Genomic DNA, 16,322 nt, shown 5'->3' with positions numbered 1-16,322 from the left:
GGATCTATCCAAGGATGTCCCAATGGCAAAAATAACCTCCAATATGATCGCCAAGCTGCTTAGTGCAGTCGGTGGTAGTGGCAATATCGGTAAGTGTGGTAACTGCATGACGCGCTTACGTTTAACATTAAATAATACGGCATTGGCCGATCAGGCTCTGCTGAAAACCCTTCCCGGCGTAATGGGCGTGGTGGAGAGTGACCAACAACTGCAGATCATTTTAGGCCCAGGCAAAGCGCAAACGGCGGCCGATATGATGAATGAGATGATCGCCAACGGTGACGGTGCTGAGACGGATGTGGCCGTAACTGCCGATCTATCCGCGATTGCTGCTGAGCAGAAAAAGCAGATGAAGAGCAAGCAGACCAGCGGTGTACAACGTTTTTTAAGCAAATTTGCGACCATTTTTACGCCGCTGATCCCCGGTTTCATTGCTGCGGGTTTGTTGCTTGGTTTTGCCACTTTGCTGGAGCAAATGTTCGTTATCGATCAATCGCCTAGCCAGTTTATGCTCGATCTCATTACTTATATGAAAGTGTTTGGTAAAGGGCTATTTGCCTTCTTGAGTATTTTAATTGGTTATAACGCGCAGCAAGCTTTCGGTGGCTCGGGTGTTAATGGTGCCATTTTAGCTTCGCTGTTTGTGTTGGGGTATAACCCAGAGGCGACAACGGGTATCTACTCGGGTATGAGTGAATTCTTTGGCTTCGCCATTGACCCACGCGGCAACATCATCGGGGTACTATTGGCCTCTATTTTGGGCGCGCAAGTAGAACGTAAAGTGCGCCAATACATGCCTGATGATTTGGATATGATCTTAACCTCTGTGGTGACGTTACTCATCATGGGCGCGGTGACTTTCTTGGTGATCATGCCGATTGGTGGTGAGCTGTTTAAAGGTATGTCATGGTTGTTTTTGAACCTCAATGATAACCCGTTGGGCGCGGCGTTACTGTCGGGTTTGTTCTTAATTTCGGTGGTGTTTGGTATTCACCAAGGATTTGTGCCAGTCTATTTTGCGCTGATGGATGTACAAGGGTTTAACTCTCTGTTTCCTATTTTGGCGATGGCGGGCGGCGGCCAAGTGGGAGCGTCACTGGCACTCTATTTTAAAGCGAATAAGGATGCGTTGCTGCGCACGCAAGTGAAAGGGGCGATCATTCCCGGTATTTTGGGAATTGGCGAACCACTGATTTATGGCGTGACCTTGCCGCGGGTTAAACCGTTTGTCACCGCTTGCATTGGTGGGGCGGCGGGCGGTTTCTTTGTCGGCTTAGTTTCTTACCTTGGTTTGCCAGTAGGATTAAATACGGTGTTTGGCCCGTCAGGCATTGTCGCCATTCCATTGATGACTTCCGAGCAAGGAATTTTTGCTGGGATGATGGTGTTTGTTGGCGGTCTTTTAATCTCCTACACTGTTGGCTTTCTCGCGACCTACTTTTTTGGCTGCAAAGATGTCGATTTAAGCTAATTCACCACCCCCTATGTATGCAAAATACCTAAACTCGGAAGTGAGGGTATTGGGTGAAATAGCGCGGCCTTTAGCACATCTTCTTTCTCTGTTGGATGTGTCTAAAGGCCTTTTATTTGGCCTAAAGAGCATCCACTACGCAAGTTCGCCTATAAACCCACCCGTTTGATGTGCCCATAGCTGAGCATAAACGCCTTGTTGTTGCAGCAACTCTTGGTGTGAGCCTTGTTCAATGATTCGTCCTTCATCCAGCACAATTAAGCGATCCATGGCGGCAATGGTTGATAAACGGTGCGCAATGGCGATCACGGTTTTGTTTTCCATCAGCGTTTCAAAATTTTCTTGAATAGCCGCTTCCACTTCTGAATCTAGGGCCGAGGTGGCTTCATCCATGATCAGAATCGGCGCATTTTTTAATAGCACTCTGGCAATCGCAATGCGTTGGCGTTGGCCGCCAGAGAGTTTGACACCGCGTTCTCCCACTTGAACATCGTAGCCAAGGTTGCCATTCTCATCCTGCAACTGCGCGATAAAATCATGAGCATGCGCTTGACGGCTTGCTTCTATCAGCGCCTCTTCCCCGGCATCTGGGTTGCCATACAGAATGTTGTCGCGGATTGAGCGGTGCAACAGAGAAGTATCTTGCGTGATCATACCAATGTGTTGGCGCAGTGAATCTTGGCTAACCTGCGAAATATCTTGCCCATCAATGCAGATTTTGCCGCCATTCAAATCGTAAAATCGCAGCAGCAAGTTAACCAATGTGGATTTACCCGCTCCCGAACGACCCACTAACCCCACTTTTTCGCCCGCTTTTAACTCAAAGTTAAGCGCTTCAAACACAGTGTTTTCTTGTCCATAGTGAAAGTGAACGTTATGGAAGCTGATTTGCCCTTGCGTTACTTGCAGCGGCGGCGCATTGGCTACATCCGTTATGGTCACTGGTTGCGACAAGGTATTCATTCCATCCACCACAGTACCGATATTTTCAAATAGTGCGCTCACTTCCCACATGATCCATTTCGACATGCCTTGTACGCGCAGCGCAATGCTAATCGCAATCGCAATGACACCAACAGTCACTGAGGCATCGAGCCACAAATTGATTGATAAAGCGGCGATAGAAAACAGCAGTAAATAGTTGATGGCGTCAACACTCCACAACAGGCACGTCACCATGCGCATCTGTTGGTACACGGTGTTCAAAAACCGTTTCATGCTGCTTTTGGCGTACTGCATTTCTCGTTGCGAATGGGAAAACAGTTTCACGGTGGCAATGTTGGTGTAACTGTCGACTATGCTGCCCGTCATAGTTGAGCGAGCATCGGCTTGATCGGTCGCCACTTTTTTCATCTTGGGAATGAAATACAATTGAATGATGATGTAGGCCACGAGCCAAATCAGAATCGGGATCATCAAGATGCGGTCAGATTCGCCCATCATCCAAATCATCGAGACGAAGTAGACCGCGATGTAAACCAGTACATCGACCAGTTTCATCACTGTTTCTCGCACGGCGAGTGAACTTTGCATCACTTTGGTGGCAATTCGCCCCGCGAAATCGCGTTGGAAAAAACTGACGCTCTGTTTGAGTAAGTAGCGGTGGATCATCCAACGTATCGACATCGGGTAATTACCCAGTAGCGTTTGGTGCATGATCATGGAGTGGAAGAAAGCCAGCAGCGGCATAATGACCACCACCAGCGCGGCCATTACCCACAAGCGGTCACTCTGATCAGCCCAGAATGTGGCACGTTGTTGGCTGCCAAGCATATCAACCAATTCACCCATATAGCGAATGAGGGTGACTTCGGCAATCGCCACACAAGCACTGAGCAGTGACATGACCAATAACGGTACTTCAAAACCCCGCGTGTAATGACGGCAGAAGGCTAATAAGGAGTTAGGCGGTTGTTGCGGCTCTTCTTTAGGAAACGCCGTCGTGAGATTTTCAAACCATTGAAACATAGGTGATCAACTTATGGTGATGTGCGAGTGAGATTCATTCTTATTTTTATCTGTTAAATATTGAATTTATCAGTAAAATGACGGGCAATAATAATGATAATAAAAACGTTTCTCAAACTAATTAAAGCAGGAGGTATCCTTTAATGGATCTCATTCGCCCAAGCTTGCTGGGGACAGCAATTCACAACATATTAAAAATCAGCGCATTACCTTGTCTGTTCATGGTTTCGGCTACGGCACAAGCTGAGCAAACACCGCCACCAGTTTTAGACACGATCGTGGTAACGGCATCGGCATTGAAAGTCGATACCCCGACACAAGAAACCGCAAAGTCGGTCACTGTCATTGAACGTGATGAACTCGACCAGCATAACGTACAAAAACTGGATGAAGCATTGCGCTATACGCCGGGGTACACCTCACCTTATGGCGCGGATAACGACGCCGAATGGATGTTTGTGCGTGGTTTTGAACCGAGTGTCTATCTCGATGGTAACCGTCTTTATAAAGAAGGTTTCTTTGCTTGGACGGTTGAACCCTTTGGTTTAGAGCAAGTTGAATTGGTGAAAGGCCCATCTTCTGTGCTGTATGGTGAGTCCATGCCGGGCGGTATTGCCAACGTGGTGCAGAAAAAGCCGACTGATGGCGCGCAGCATTCCGTATCTCTGTCGGTGGGGAATAAAAATTACCAGCAGTTGGGTGTCGATATTGCCGATTGGGCCAACCAAGATGGCAGCCAGCGCTACCGCTTGGTGGCGATGGTTAATCAAAAAGAGGGTGAATTGGATGGCATTGAGAGCCAGCGCGTTTATGTTGCGCCAAGCTACGCTGTCGATTTATCAGATCAAACCACGCTAACGCTGATGGCCACTTTCTTAAAAGATAACGGCGTGCCACAAAACGGTTTCTTCCCAAGCGATGGCACATTAATGGCGCTGCCCAATGGTGAGACGATTGCGCCTAACCGCAACTTTGGCGAGCCGGATCACGATGATTTCGATAAAACACAACTGTCGTTCGGCTACCAACTCTCTCATCAACTGAACGACACTTGGAGCCTCAAGCAAAACTTCAACTACGCCTATGTTGATCTGTACCTACGAAGCTCTTCGGCCTATCAAAATGCTTGGCAAGACAGCGACCCATACACATTGGCACGTTATACCTTGATCAATGATGGCGATGCACACAGCGTAACCTTAGATAACAACGCCCAAGCACAATGGCAAAGTAGCCAATTTGAACATCGCTTACTGACCGGGTTTGACATTCAGTATCACCAAAATAAATGGCTGGGTAATGGCACTGGTTCACAGGTGGGCGTGATCAACAGCCTTAATCCGACCTACGGCAATGTGCCTGATCTCTCAAGCAGCTTGTATGACAATGAGATTGTCAAACAGCAACTGGGTGTGTACGCGCAATATCAAACGAAATGGCAACAGAAATGGGTGCTGAATTTAGGTGGCCGCTACGACAAAATTGATGTTGAAAGCAAAGGTTTGAATAAAGATGAGCTTGATGATGGCCAACTGTCATTAAACAGCGGTTTGATCTATTTAGCCGATAACGGTTTGTCACCTTATGTGAGCTACTCAGAATCTTTCTATGTGATCAGCAGCTTAGATTTCACCACCAACAAACTCTACAAACCCGTTGAGAGCAACCAAACCGAGGTGGGTGTGAAATACATGCCAAGCTGGCTCGATGGCTATGTCAATCTGGCGTGGTTTGATATCGACCAGAAAAACGCAACCGCCTCTACCGTCGGCAGCAATGGCGCGTTAACCACCAGTCAATCGGGCACAAAAACCAATACGCAAGGGTTCGAAGTGGAAGCTCGCATGGCTGTGACAGAGAATCTGATGCTGAATGCCAGCTACACCTATCTCGATGCTCATACGGGTGAAGGAACGAGCCAGAAGCGCAAGTCGATGATTCCGCGCCACTTAGCGACAGGTTGGGCGAGCTATGATTTTGCAGGCCTTGGGATTGAGGGGCTGACGTTGGGCTCTGGCGTGCGTTATACCGGAACGTCTGTGGATGCCTCGCTCGATAAAAAGGTGCCTGCTTATATGCTGTGGGATGCAATGGCAAGCTACGCCATCAATACACAGTGGGATGTGCAGGTTAACCTCAATAATATTTTGGATGACGAGTCCCTTGCTGGTTGTGATTTCGGAACCTGCTATTACGGCGAATCACGTCGTATGGTGGCAAGCGTGAATTACCGCTGGTAAGCCAGCATGAACTCACCTTCGCTGAAGGTGAGTTTGACGGTTTTTGAACATTCCCGCGCCGGCGGGGATGTGTGTTTTAGGTGGTTCGATTTTTGGGGGAGAGTGATGTTTACCTTATCAAATGTTCAAGTGGTACGCGGTGGACGAAGCATTTTATCCATTGAATCACTGAATATTCCCACCACAGAGTTAACTGTGGTACTCGGCCATAATGGCTCTGGTAAATCCACGCTGGTGAGTTTGATTTCTGGTCAGCAAGCACCTGACCGTGGCGACGTGTTACTTAACCAGCAGCCGATTGCCGAGCTCAGCGCCAGAGCGCTGGCTAAAGCGGTGGCGTTTTTGCCACAAAAATTGCCAACTTCAGCGGGGTTAACGGTACGAGAGTTAGTGCGCCTTGGGCGTTTTCCGTGGCGTGGTCCTTTTGGTCGCTGGCAAAATCAGGATGAAGTGATCATCGATCAAGCGATCGCCCAAACCGGCGTCACTGAATTTGCCTATACCTTGGCCGATGAATTGTCTGGTGGTGAAAGGCAACGCGCTTGGGTGGCGATGCTGTTGGCGCAGCAGTCTCCGGTGCTGATTTTAGATGAGCCAACTTCAGCGTTAGATGTGCAGCACCAATATCAGTTAATGGCTCTGCTTGCGCAATTAAACCAGACACAAGGCTACGGAATTATCGTCATTTTGCATGATCTGAACCTTGCGCTACGTTACGCGACCCACATTGTCGCGCTCAAGCAGGGCAAGGTTGCTTTTGAAGGCGATGCCTCTTTATTGGCCGATGAAGCACGTTTATCGGCGCTTTATCAAACGCCGATCCAACTGCTGGATCACCCAATGTCCAATTCAGATTCTCACACGCATAAGGTCGCGATTGTATGTGCTTAAACCTTGTAAAGCGCTGGCTGGTTGCTGGCTTACTCTCTGTTTTTTCGAGTGTCGCTTTTAGCGCGCCATTGACCGTACACGACAGCCGCGGAGAGCAAACTCTACAGCAGCGGCCACAACGTGTGGTGGTGCTCAATTGGGATTTACTTGAGCAAGTGATTGAACTGGGTATCACACCCGTTGGCGCGCCAGAGCTTGCCAGTTATCAAGATTGGGTTGTCAAACCGCAAGTGCCGCAAGGGGTAGAAGATATCGGCACGCGTGTTGAACCCAATTTGGAAAAAATTGCTGCACTGAAACCAGATCTCATTCTCGCTGCTGCGCCGCAGCAAGATTTAATCACACCGTTAGAGCGCATTGCTCCGGTGCTCTATTTCTCTAATTTTCAAGCCAATGATAACAGTGGCGCAGTCGCGATTGACCATTTTCGCCAATTAGCGCAGCTCTTTGACAAGCAAGCGCTCGCCGAGCAAAAACTGACCACAATGACGGAACGTTTTGCGCAGTTAAGAGCACAAATTGACATCGCATTTTCTCATCAAACACCCGCGGTGGTGGCGATGCGTTTTGCTAATCCAACCTCGGTGTTCCTTTACGGTGAAAACTCCACCACTCATTATGTGTTGAAGCAATTGGGCTTGCATGAAGCGCTGCCTCAGCCCGCCAAAGAGTGGGGGATTGTGCAACATCGGTTAACGGATCTGCAGTATGTTGAGCAAGGTTATGTGCTCTATTTCTTGCCATTTGCCCAGCAAGCACAGCTAGAAAAATCAATGCTTTGGCAAGCGATGCCGTTTGTGCGTCAAGCGCGAGTGAACTCGGTTGAGAGTGTCTGGAACTACGGCGGCGCGATGTCACTACAATACATTGCAGAAGCGCTGACACGCAGTTTGCTTGAGGTTGCGCCTAAGTCATGAACGGAAAACTGTTTCTCGTACTGAGTAGTGCGCTGCTGCTTGCGGCGATGCTCAGTGTGCAAATTGGCAATGGCGTTGATCTAGTCACGCAATGGCAACTGTTGTGGGCGCAACGTGAAGCGAGCTCTTTTGCGGAGTTCAATTTCCTATATGGTCAATTGCCCCGTTTGGTGATGACGTTGCTGGTGGGCGCGATGTTAGGTTTGGTCGGCAGTGTGATGCAACAACTGACGCAGAATAACCTCACTTCACCATTGACGCTGGGCACCTCATCTGGAGCTTGGCTGGCGCTGATTATTCTCAACATTGGTTTTCCAAGCCTAGTTGCCAGTTACAGCGCGTTGGCGGCAATGAGTGGTGCTTTGCTCGCATTTGCGTTGATCGTGGTGATTGCGGGCGTGCGTAACATGACGGGCTTGCCGTTGATTGTGGCAGGCATGGTGGTGAACCTGCTACTTGGCGCGATTGCGACGGCACTGATTCTACTCAATGAACAATACGCCAAAAACGCCTTCATGTGGGGCGCGGGCGATCTGGCGCAAAATGGCTGGGATTGGGTGCAGTGGTTGCTGCCGCGGTTATCGGTCTCCTTATTGATTTTACTGTTTGCGCCAAGGGTTCTGACGTTATTGCGTTTAGGTCATCAAGGTGCTGCGGCTCGTGGTCTGCCTGTCATTCCTGCATTTTTAATCTTAATGGTGCTCGGGATTTGGTTGGTTTCAGCCTCGATTACAGCGGTGGGCGTCATCAGTTTTATCGGGCTACTCACGCCAAACATCGCCCGTGCTATGGGGGCAAGAACGCCCAAACAAGAGCTCTATTCGAGCTTACTGCTTGGCGCGTTACTGCTTTTATTAACCGATATGCTCGCAATGTGGTTGAGCCTATGGACTACGCAAGTCATCGCCAGCGGTATCACAGCCGCGGCGATTGGCGCGCCCGCATTGATCTGGTTTAGTCGCCGTCAGCTCAAGGCGCAAGATACCTTGACTATCTCACTGCCTCAGTCGCGCGCATCATTAAGCCGTGTCGCACTATTGGGGTTGTTGTTAATGATGCTGGCAGGACTTGGGTTGCATACGTTGTTTCAAATGAACGAACTCAGTTGGCAATTGGCACTGCCAAGCAGCTATCAGTGGTCATTACGCTGGCCGCGCATGCTTACCGCATTGTGTGCCGGTATTGGTCTTGCCCTAGCAGGTAGCATTTTGCAACGTTTGATATACAACCCGTTAGCCAGCCCAGATATTTTAGGGGTCTCGTCAGGGGCGACGTTTGCGTTGGTGTTTGCCAATCTCTTTTTAGGTCAAAGCTTGTTAGCCGCTCATTGGGTGACAGCGTTGTTGGGTAGTTTGCTGGTGTTGGCGGCATTAGTTGTGCTGGGTAAGCGCCATCAATACGCCGCGTCGAGTTTGATTTTAACCGGGATAGCCATCACCGCATTACTTGAATCCTTAGTGCAATTTTGCTTGGCTAAAGGGTCAGAAGACAGTTATCGAATTTTACAGTGGTTAGCAGGCTCAACCTATCGCGTTACGCCTGACCAAGCGCTGTTGCTGGCTGTTTTGGTGCTGTTGCTGGCCGCAGCCGCCATCGCGCTGTCGCGTTGGCTGACTTTAATCTCCATTGGTCGTCGTTTTGCCAGTGCGCGCGGCGTTAATGCGCAAAGCACCAGTTTGATTTTATTGACCATTGTGGCGCTGTTATGTGCGCTGGTGACGGCGACGATGGGGCCAGTGTCGTTTGTGGGTTTGATTGCGCCACACATGGCGATGATGCTAGGCGCACAGCAAAGTAAAACCCAACTGCTGGTGGCAAGTTTAGTCGGTGCATCATTAATGTTGTGGGCAGATTGGTTCGGACAGGTGATCGTTTATCCGATGCAAATTGCGGCTGGCACGCTGGTGGCGATTCTCGGTGGGAGCTATTTCTTGCTGTTACTGTTGGTCAATCGTTCAAAATAAGCTCAGTCTATTTACCATTGGCATCGATAGTGTTAACGAATAGCCCTGTGAATACAGGGCTTGCGGCTATTTTTTGGTGATTTTATCTAAATAACCCATCGCAAAGGCCGATAAGACAAAGGTAATGTGCAGCAGTAAGTACCACTTGATTTTTTCACTGTCGATATTTTCAGTGTTCATGAAGACTTTCAGCAAATGAATTGAGGAGATGGCGACAATCGATGCCGAAACCTTATTTTTCAACGATCCTGTGTCTAATTTTCCGAGCCAGCCGAGCTTATCATCCTCTTCGGCGATATCAATTTTAGAGACAAAATTCTCATAGCCTGAAAACATTACCATCACAATCAACCCACCAACCAATGAAATATCAATCAAAGAAAGTGTCACTAAAATCAGGCTGACTTCATCGGTGCTCAAGATGTTAGGTAGCAGATGAAACACTTCTTGGAAAAATTTAATGCCTAATGCCAGCAGCACTAAACTTAACCCCAAATAGATAGGAGCCATAATCCAGCGCGCTGAATAGAGTAGTTTTTCGACGATATTTTCCATAATTATTCCGTTTATGATCTCCACGAAGTATGTGGAATAAGGGGTGATAATACTGTGTTTTCTTGTGATTTGGCTACGTTATTGCACAAAGTTTTTGTAGAGCAATATAAGCCAGCTAAGCTGATATTCAAGGGGGTGTGATACGCGTTTGATCACTATGGCATGATGTTGAAAATATTGTACGGTTTTGTATGGAATTGTCTTGATGTATTTATAAGTTCAATAAATGGGTGATAATAAGCGCTCAATTCGAATGAGTGTCGTCCCATACATACTGAGAATCTTAATTTGCGTAATATTCTATTTTTTCACCCATTGAGCTTATTATTGCTGCTTGTCATATCGGCCAGTTCGCTATCGACGGAGTTACCTAAAAGTCATCGCATTCACGAAGGTCAGCTTGAAAACGGCTTAAGGTACCAATTAGTCCATAACACGACTCCTGCTCATGCTGTCATTATGCGTATGCGCATTGCGGGTGGTTCTTTAGTTGAGTCAGATCAAGAACAAGGCTTGATGCATCTTTTAGAACACATGGCGTTTAAAGGTTCGGACTCTGTAGCCGAAGGGGAGATGATTCGCCAACTTGAACGCTTAGGATTAAGTTTTGGATCCGATACCAATGCGGTGACTCAATTCAATCAAACCGTGTATGAGTTCAATATTGCTCAAGGAGACTCACAAAAAGTAGCAACTGGTTTGTGGCTTATGAGAGAGATTGCGGATCGCCTTAAGCTTGAGCCAAAGGCGTTGGAGCAAGAAAAACCGGTTGTTGTGGCGGAATGGAAAGAGAGAAATTCCGCTGATGTTGAGAATTATCGTCAACAGCTGAGCTTCTTATATCCGAGGAGCCCTTTGTCAAAACGTTTGCCAATTGGTGATCTCGATGTAGTAAAACATGCTAGCTCAGAGCAGTTACGTTCACTCTATCAACGCTTTTACACGCCAGAGCGCACCACAATCATTGTGGTGGGAGACCTTGATGTTGCTCAGGCCGAAGAGCAGATCAAACGACTTTTTTCTAACTGGGTACCTCACCGGGATGCAGTACCGCTACGGGCTGACCATTTGATGTTGCCTGCAGTAAGGACACACTTGCAAGCTGATGCTTTCTTTGATGCTCGTTTGCCGACCCAAATTTCGCTTGGTGTGATTGCACCACAAGAGCGACAAGCAGATAGCGTTGAAAGTCGCCATGAAATGATCCTTGAATCAATATTGTCGAACTTACTCTACCAACGGTTACTTCCCCATCTGATAGACCAAGAGGGGATAACGAATGCTTTTGTTCATATTGAACAAGATTTCGGTATCGCATCACGGATGGAATTGTCACTGGTAACCTTGCCCGAGCAGTGGCGGCATGGGCTGACATTACTTGAACAGACGGTGCGACAAGCGATTCGATACGGCTTTAATCAGAACGAAATTGATCAAGCGATCAAGGCAATACATGCTGATTATCAGCAAAGAGCAGCAAGTAGCGATACTTTGCATAGTTTTTCGATTGCGCAAGGCCTAGTGACAAGTGATGCTCAGCAATTTGTCCCGATTGAACCGACGTTCGCGCTTGCTCTTTTTGAAGCTTATCAACCTCAAATCACCGCCGCTCGATTGCACGACCTGCTTACAGAACGTTGGCAAGGTAAGCCGTGGATTTATCTTTCTGGGCCATACAAGGTTGAGAAAATCAATCAAACGCTACTCGATGTATATGAACAAAGCCAAAAACAGCCAGTAGAGCCTTATCAAATATCATCGGTCGAGGCATTTGCCTACCGTGAATTTGGTGAGGCGGGCACGCTCGTTCACGACAAGCGAGATCCCGAAACGGGGATTCGGATGTTGAAATTTGCCAATGGCGTTAAGCTCAACATCAAGCCAACTGAGTTAGAGAAAAACGTCATCTACCTCAATCTTGCATTAGGTTTTGGCGAATATCCGTTACCTAGAAAAGAGGGCATTCAGGCACTGTTTAATGATGGCTTTGTTGCTGGTGGGTTAGAGCAGCATTCGTTTCAGCAGTTAATTCATCTCTTTTCTGCTGCCAATGTGACGACGGGGTTCAATGTCGGAACGCTTGGTTTTGCGAGTCAGGATTTCACCAATCAAGCGTCGCTTGACCAACAGTTAGCACTGCAAACGGCATTTTTAACGAGCCCGGGCTGGCGAGAAGAGGGGATGAACCAATTTCGTCAACGAGTACTGGCAGCGAGTAACAGCCAGAACACGACGCCAGAAGAGGCATTTTGGACGGTGTTACCTGAATTATTGCACCCTGACGACCCACGATTTCGTAGCCATGACGAGGAACTGTTAAAGCGTCATTTTTCAGAATTAGTTCCAGTGTTTGCCTCGGCGGTAGATAAAGGCCTTTTAGAAATAGCCATTGTGGGTGATCTTGACGAAGAGAAAACGATTCGATCGGTTGCTAAAACACTGGGCGCTTTGCCGCGTCATCCAGAAAAAGAGCTGCAAGTTGAGCGCGTTGAGTTTCCACCAGTGCCTGCATCACATATTGTTGAGCATCAAGGTTCAGCCAATGCCGCGGCATTGGCTTGGCTGTGGCCAACGACTGATAAGGTGAATGCCGAACACTACGCAAAACTGATGCTGCTTGAAGAGGTTCTCAGTATTTTGTTGACGGAAGAAGTGAGAGAAAAGGCTGGCGCGAGTTACTCACCTTACCCATTTAGCAGCAATGATTTTCTTCCCACAGGATTTGGTTATTTGGGGCTGTTCAGTGTGACAGACACAACGCAACTTAAATTAGTGGAAGAGAGTTTCGATGCGGTATTGTCTCGAGTGAAAGCTGATCATGGCATTGATGCTGATATGTTGCAACGAGCGAAACAACCGCTTCTACAATGGTTAGATAGCCTGCCAGAAAAGAATGTATTTTGGCTTGATGTCGCATCGTTAACTCAAACTTATCCGCATCGCTATAGTCGTTGGCAGGAGGTTCGTCACGCCATCAATCAGGTGAGTACGAATGATCTGCGTCATGTTGCTAATCAATATTTACAAGCAGACAAACGACTGAGTGTTAAGATATTACCCAGCACTACCTCTGCAATCTAAAAATAAAATGAGCCTCCTATTGGGGGCTCATTTTTATGATGAAACTTATCACTTTGTTATATTTTTCTTGGATTAATGTCACTTATTTAAACATAGATAATATAATATTTGTTTTTACATTTAATTAGAATAAAAAATCAGGTTTTTTCATGTTTTTAATTTATCTTAAAATGTAATCAATATAATTTAATGCATTCATGCCGATTATTTAGATTTTAAATAAATATTGATTGTCATTCCAAAAATTATTTTAAACGAAAATTGTTGATGTTAATTATTAACGGTGGTGCTAATAAATATACTGAATATTATAAATTTAATATGAGGGTATAAAATAATGTTTAATCAAAAAAACACGCCAGTCTCAATGGCCGACAAAAACTATTACCGGGTCTTAGGCCTAACCATGCTTTTTTCGGGTCTATTGCTAAACCCAATATCTCAGGCTATTGCTGTTGAGTTTAGCGCGGATGCGGTAGCTGAGTCAGAGGGGCAGTGGTGGAGCACTTACACCTTAGCGATTAAAAATACAGGAGCAGAGTCAGCGGATATGCGCGATGCGGTCATCGAATTTGTATTACCCATTGCGATTAACGATATAGGTTGGCAATCATCGGCGCTATCTCATCCTACGTGGAGTCTATCTCATACTGCTCAAGCGGGCGGTATTCTCCATTCAGTGGCGCTTAAATTCCCTGAAGGTGCTTGGGTTGACAGCGTTCTGAATTCCTCAGAATCACTCTCCTTGACGATAGCTTTTGCTGGTTCATTGGAAAACCTGAGTGCTTTTGAAGATTCTGTTATTGTGAAAATGGAAGGGGGCATCACACCACCGCCCGATTTTTCGCTAGATATTCTCTCTCCAGCGCCAAATTCAGTGGTATACACGGGCACAGACGTTAGCATTATGGCTCGTATTGATGGTGAGAGTGCCGGTAAGCTTGAGTTTTGGGCTAACCAAGACAAAATTGCTCAACAACCATTGAAGCAAGGTGTCACCGAGTATCAGCAAGTGTGGCAACCGAAAGAAATAGGAGCCGCTTCCATTTCAGTTATCGCGTTCAATGAGGAAGGCGATAAGCTCTCTGAGCAAAGCGTGCCTGTTTCTGTCGAGTCAGAATCGACGGCGCCTAATCCTCCGGTCGTTGAGTTCATTTCCCCAGAAGCGGGATCATCCCACCCACAAGGCACAAGTTTGACGATCTCTGCTGAAGTGACCGATGCTGATAATGATCTGGCTACCGTTAAATTTTTTGCTAATGACACCGAAGTTTGCAGTATCGATGCCAAAACAGAGCAAGTGTTCTCTTGTGACTGGACCCCTCAAACGGCCGGAAGCGCTGCATTACGTGTTGAAGCGCAAGATGATGAACGGCATGTAACACAAAAAAATCTGACGATTACGGTTACTGATGTGAGTGGTAGTTGCGGTGACGTTGCTCAGTACCAAGATGGCGTGAGCTATCAAGTGGGAGATGAGGTAACCAATATTGGCCATATCTACGCATGTAAAATCGCAGGTTGGTGTGGTAACCCAGTATGGACACCGGGTACTGGGCATCCAAATTATCCAGATGCATGGAAAGATGCATGGAATGACGTTGGTGAGTGCGATCCTAACCCTGTTCCTGAAGTGCATGTTCAATCGCCAGAAAATGGACAAAAAATAGCACCCAATCAGCCATTTGAGGTGGTCGTTGAGGCGAGCGACGATACCCAAGTGGCGCGTGTCGATGTTCAATTGAATGGCGAAGTCGTTGCAACATCCACCTCTTCTTCGGGCGATCTCTATACCATCACTGTGCCTGCTCAAGTTGAAGGACAATACACACTCACGGTTGCCGCGTATGACGATCAAGGTGCAAGTGCTCAAACTGCACCGATTTCGATTGCCATTACTGATAAAGATCTGCTGGTGTCACTCTCTGCCCCTGTAGACGGTTCAAGTTTCTTTGAAGGCCGAGCGATCTCAATCAAAGCGGATGCTAAGAGCTATGAAGGCGAGGTGACGTCCGTGACGTTTATTGCCAACGGCAAGGTACTGAATCAAGACACCGAAGCACCTTATGAATATGAGTGGATTGGAGCGCAAGCAGGCAACTACGCTATTTACGCAAAGGCGCTCAACAGTGCCAATCAAGAGCAAATGTCAGCCCCATCCAATATTACAGTGAAAGAGAGTACCGGTGGTGGTGGCCTTGCCGATAACCCAGACCGTGCCATTAGTTATCTCACTTCTTGGGGATTAAACGATTATGAAAAACTGTTTAATTCTGAAGGTGACGGTTATTTATTATCGTTCGGTAAATGGGATGCTAGCGGCAACATTACGATTTCTGATGACATGGTAACCCCACCAAGTTACAACCCAGATTGGATGCCATCTCAGTACTTAGCGTGGTCAACCTTAAAACACGATAATAGCAATGTCACCATGATGGTCGCGTTTGGTGGTCAAACTTATGAAAGTATTTGGTCTGCGATTGGTAGCGATGCAAATCGGGAGGCGGTGGCCAATGGCCTAGTTGAATTGGTCAACAAACCCTTCCCTGTCTATAAGAAGAACCTAAAACCAGAAGAGGTAGTGGGTGACTGCCTTGCGACGGGTGGTGATGGCCAATGTGATTACAGCAAGTACCAATTAGCGGGTTATGTGCAAATCGATGGTCTTGACTTCGACTTCGAGAAAGCAGCGCGCATTACCGATAAAGAGAACCAAGACCTAACCGCATTGATTAAGCTGATACGCCAAAAAGTGGGAGACAATAAAGTGTTGTCGCTGACCACATACCATGTCGGTGCTGATCCTGTGGCATGCATGGATTCAAGTGTGTTTGAAAATTGTTCTTACGTTGAGCCATCAGGTCGCTCGTCTCACCATGGTGAAGTGATCGATCTGTTACAAGCAACCAAGAACGATTTCGATTTCTTCAACGTCATGACCTATGACGCCGGCCAAAACTTCCTCTACGATGTCGCGATGGCCAATTACGCTCAATACATTGGAGATAAGTCGAAAATTGTTTTGGGCAATACGATCAATAGCCAGTGGGGGCCAAACGGCAATTTTGTGGAGAGCCGTGAAAACAACCTCAACCGTGCCAAGTGGCAAAAAGAGAATGGTTACGGTGGTTTCTTTATCTGGGCGTTGGGTTCAAATAATCAAAGTCTGAGCATGGAACAGCAAGTCGAGTACTTCAACGAAATGATCAGTGTCAGTAAGTAGCCTGCATGG

9 protein-coding genes are annotated in these 16,322 nt (G+C 47.2%); 7 read left to right on the top strand and 2 right to left on the bottom strand.

Annotated features, from left to right (window positions below):
- Nucleotides 1-22: 22 nt before the first annotated feature.
- Nucleotides 23-1,471 (top strand): PTS N-acetylmuramic acid transporter subunit IIBC, encoded by a 1,449-nt coding sequence (gene murP / locus AACV12_RS00210; RefSeq protein WP_088721413.1) that lies wholly within the window; start codon nucleotides 23-25, stop codon nucleotides 1,469-1,471.
- Between the two features lie 135 nt (nucleotides 1,472-1,606).
- Here the strand turns inward: murP and AACV12_RS00205 are convergent, their stop codons facing one another.
- Complete coding sequence (locus AACV12_RS00205) at nucleotides 1,607-3,439, bottom strand: ABC transporter ATP-binding protein (RefSeq protein WP_017045934.1); 1,833 nt, start codon at nucleotides 3,437-3,439, stop codon at nucleotides 1,607-1,609.
- A 143-nt stretch (nucleotides 3,440-3,582) separates the two neighbouring features.
- Between AACV12_RS00205 and AACV12_RS00200 the strand changes: the two genes are divergently transcribed.
- The 4 genes from AACV12_RS00200 (at nucleotide 3,583) to fhuB (ending at nucleotide 9,451) form a co-directional block, all read left to right on the top strand.
- Nucleotides 3,583-5,679 carry a TonB-dependent siderophore receptor gene (locus AACV12_RS00200; RefSeq protein ID WP_170901203.1) on the top strand — a complete coding sequence of 699 codons (2,097 nt, stop codon included), beginning with the start codon at nucleotides 3,583-3,585 and terminating at the stop codon, nucleotides 5,677-5,679.
- A 105-nt stretch (nucleotides 5,680-5,784) separates the two neighbouring features.
- Nucleotides 5,785-6,570, top strand: coding sequence for an ABC transporter ATP-binding protein (locus tag AACV12_RS00195; protein ID WP_170901201.1), 786 nt, complete (start codon nucleotides 5,785-5,787; stop codon nucleotides 6,568-6,570).
- Nucleotides 6,561-7,487 (top strand): iron-siderophore ABC transporter substrate-binding protein, encoded by a 927-nt coding sequence (locus tag AACV12_RS00190; protein WP_094133967.1) that lies wholly within the window; start codon nucleotides 6,561-6,563, stop codon nucleotides 7,485-7,487. Before AACV12_RS00195 ends, AACV12_RS00190 begins: the two co-directional genes overlap by 10 nt.
- Nucleotides 7,484-9,451 carry a Fe(3+)-hydroxamate ABC transporter permease FhuB gene (gene fhuB / locus AACV12_RS00185; RefSeq protein WP_170901199.1) on the top strand — a complete coding sequence of 656 codons (1,968 nt, stop codon included), beginning with the start codon at nucleotides 7,484-7,486 and terminating at the stop codon, nucleotides 9,449-9,451. Before AACV12_RS00190 ends, fhuB begins: the two co-directional genes overlap by 4 nt.
- A 66-nt stretch (nucleotides 9,452-9,517) precedes the next feature.
- Here fhuB and AACV12_RS00180 read toward each other — a convergent pair whose 3' ends face one another.
- Nucleotides 9,518-10,006, bottom strand: coding sequence for a TIGR00645 family protein (locus AACV12_RS00180; RefSeq protein WP_017045929.1), 489 nt, complete (start codon nucleotides 10,004-10,006; stop codon nucleotides 9,518-9,520).
- Nucleotides 10,007-10,294: 288 nt separating this feature from the next.
- Between AACV12_RS00180 and AACV12_RS00175 the strand changes: the two genes are divergently transcribed.
- Together AACV12_RS00175 and AACV12_RS00170 are read left to right on the top strand one after the other, a co-directional pair.
- Nucleotides 10,295-13,087, top strand: coding sequence for a M16 family metallopeptidase (locus AACV12_RS00175; protein WP_170901197.1), 2,793 nt, complete (start codon nucleotides 10,295-10,297; stop codon nucleotides 13,085-13,087).
- A 337-nt stretch (nucleotides 13,088-13,424) separates the two neighbouring features.
- The gene (locus tag AACV12_RS00170) at nucleotides 13,425-16,313 is read left to right on the top strand and encodes an Ig-like domain-containing protein (RefSeq protein ID WP_170901195.1); all 2,889 of its coding nucleotides are present in this window, start codon (nucleotides 13,425-13,427) and stop codon (nucleotides 16,311-16,313) included.
- Nucleotides 16,314-16,322 lie beyond the last annotated feature (9 nt).

Origin of the sequence: Vibrio sp. 2-2(8), assembly GCF_963888495.1 — a bacterium.
GTDB classification, from domain to species: Bacteria; Pseudomonadota; Gammaproteobacteria; order Enterobacterales; family Vibrionaceae; genus Vibrio; species Vibrio anguillarum.
Note: the sequence above shows the minus strand (reverse complement) of the source record. Positions and strands in the feature narration are given on the sequence as shown.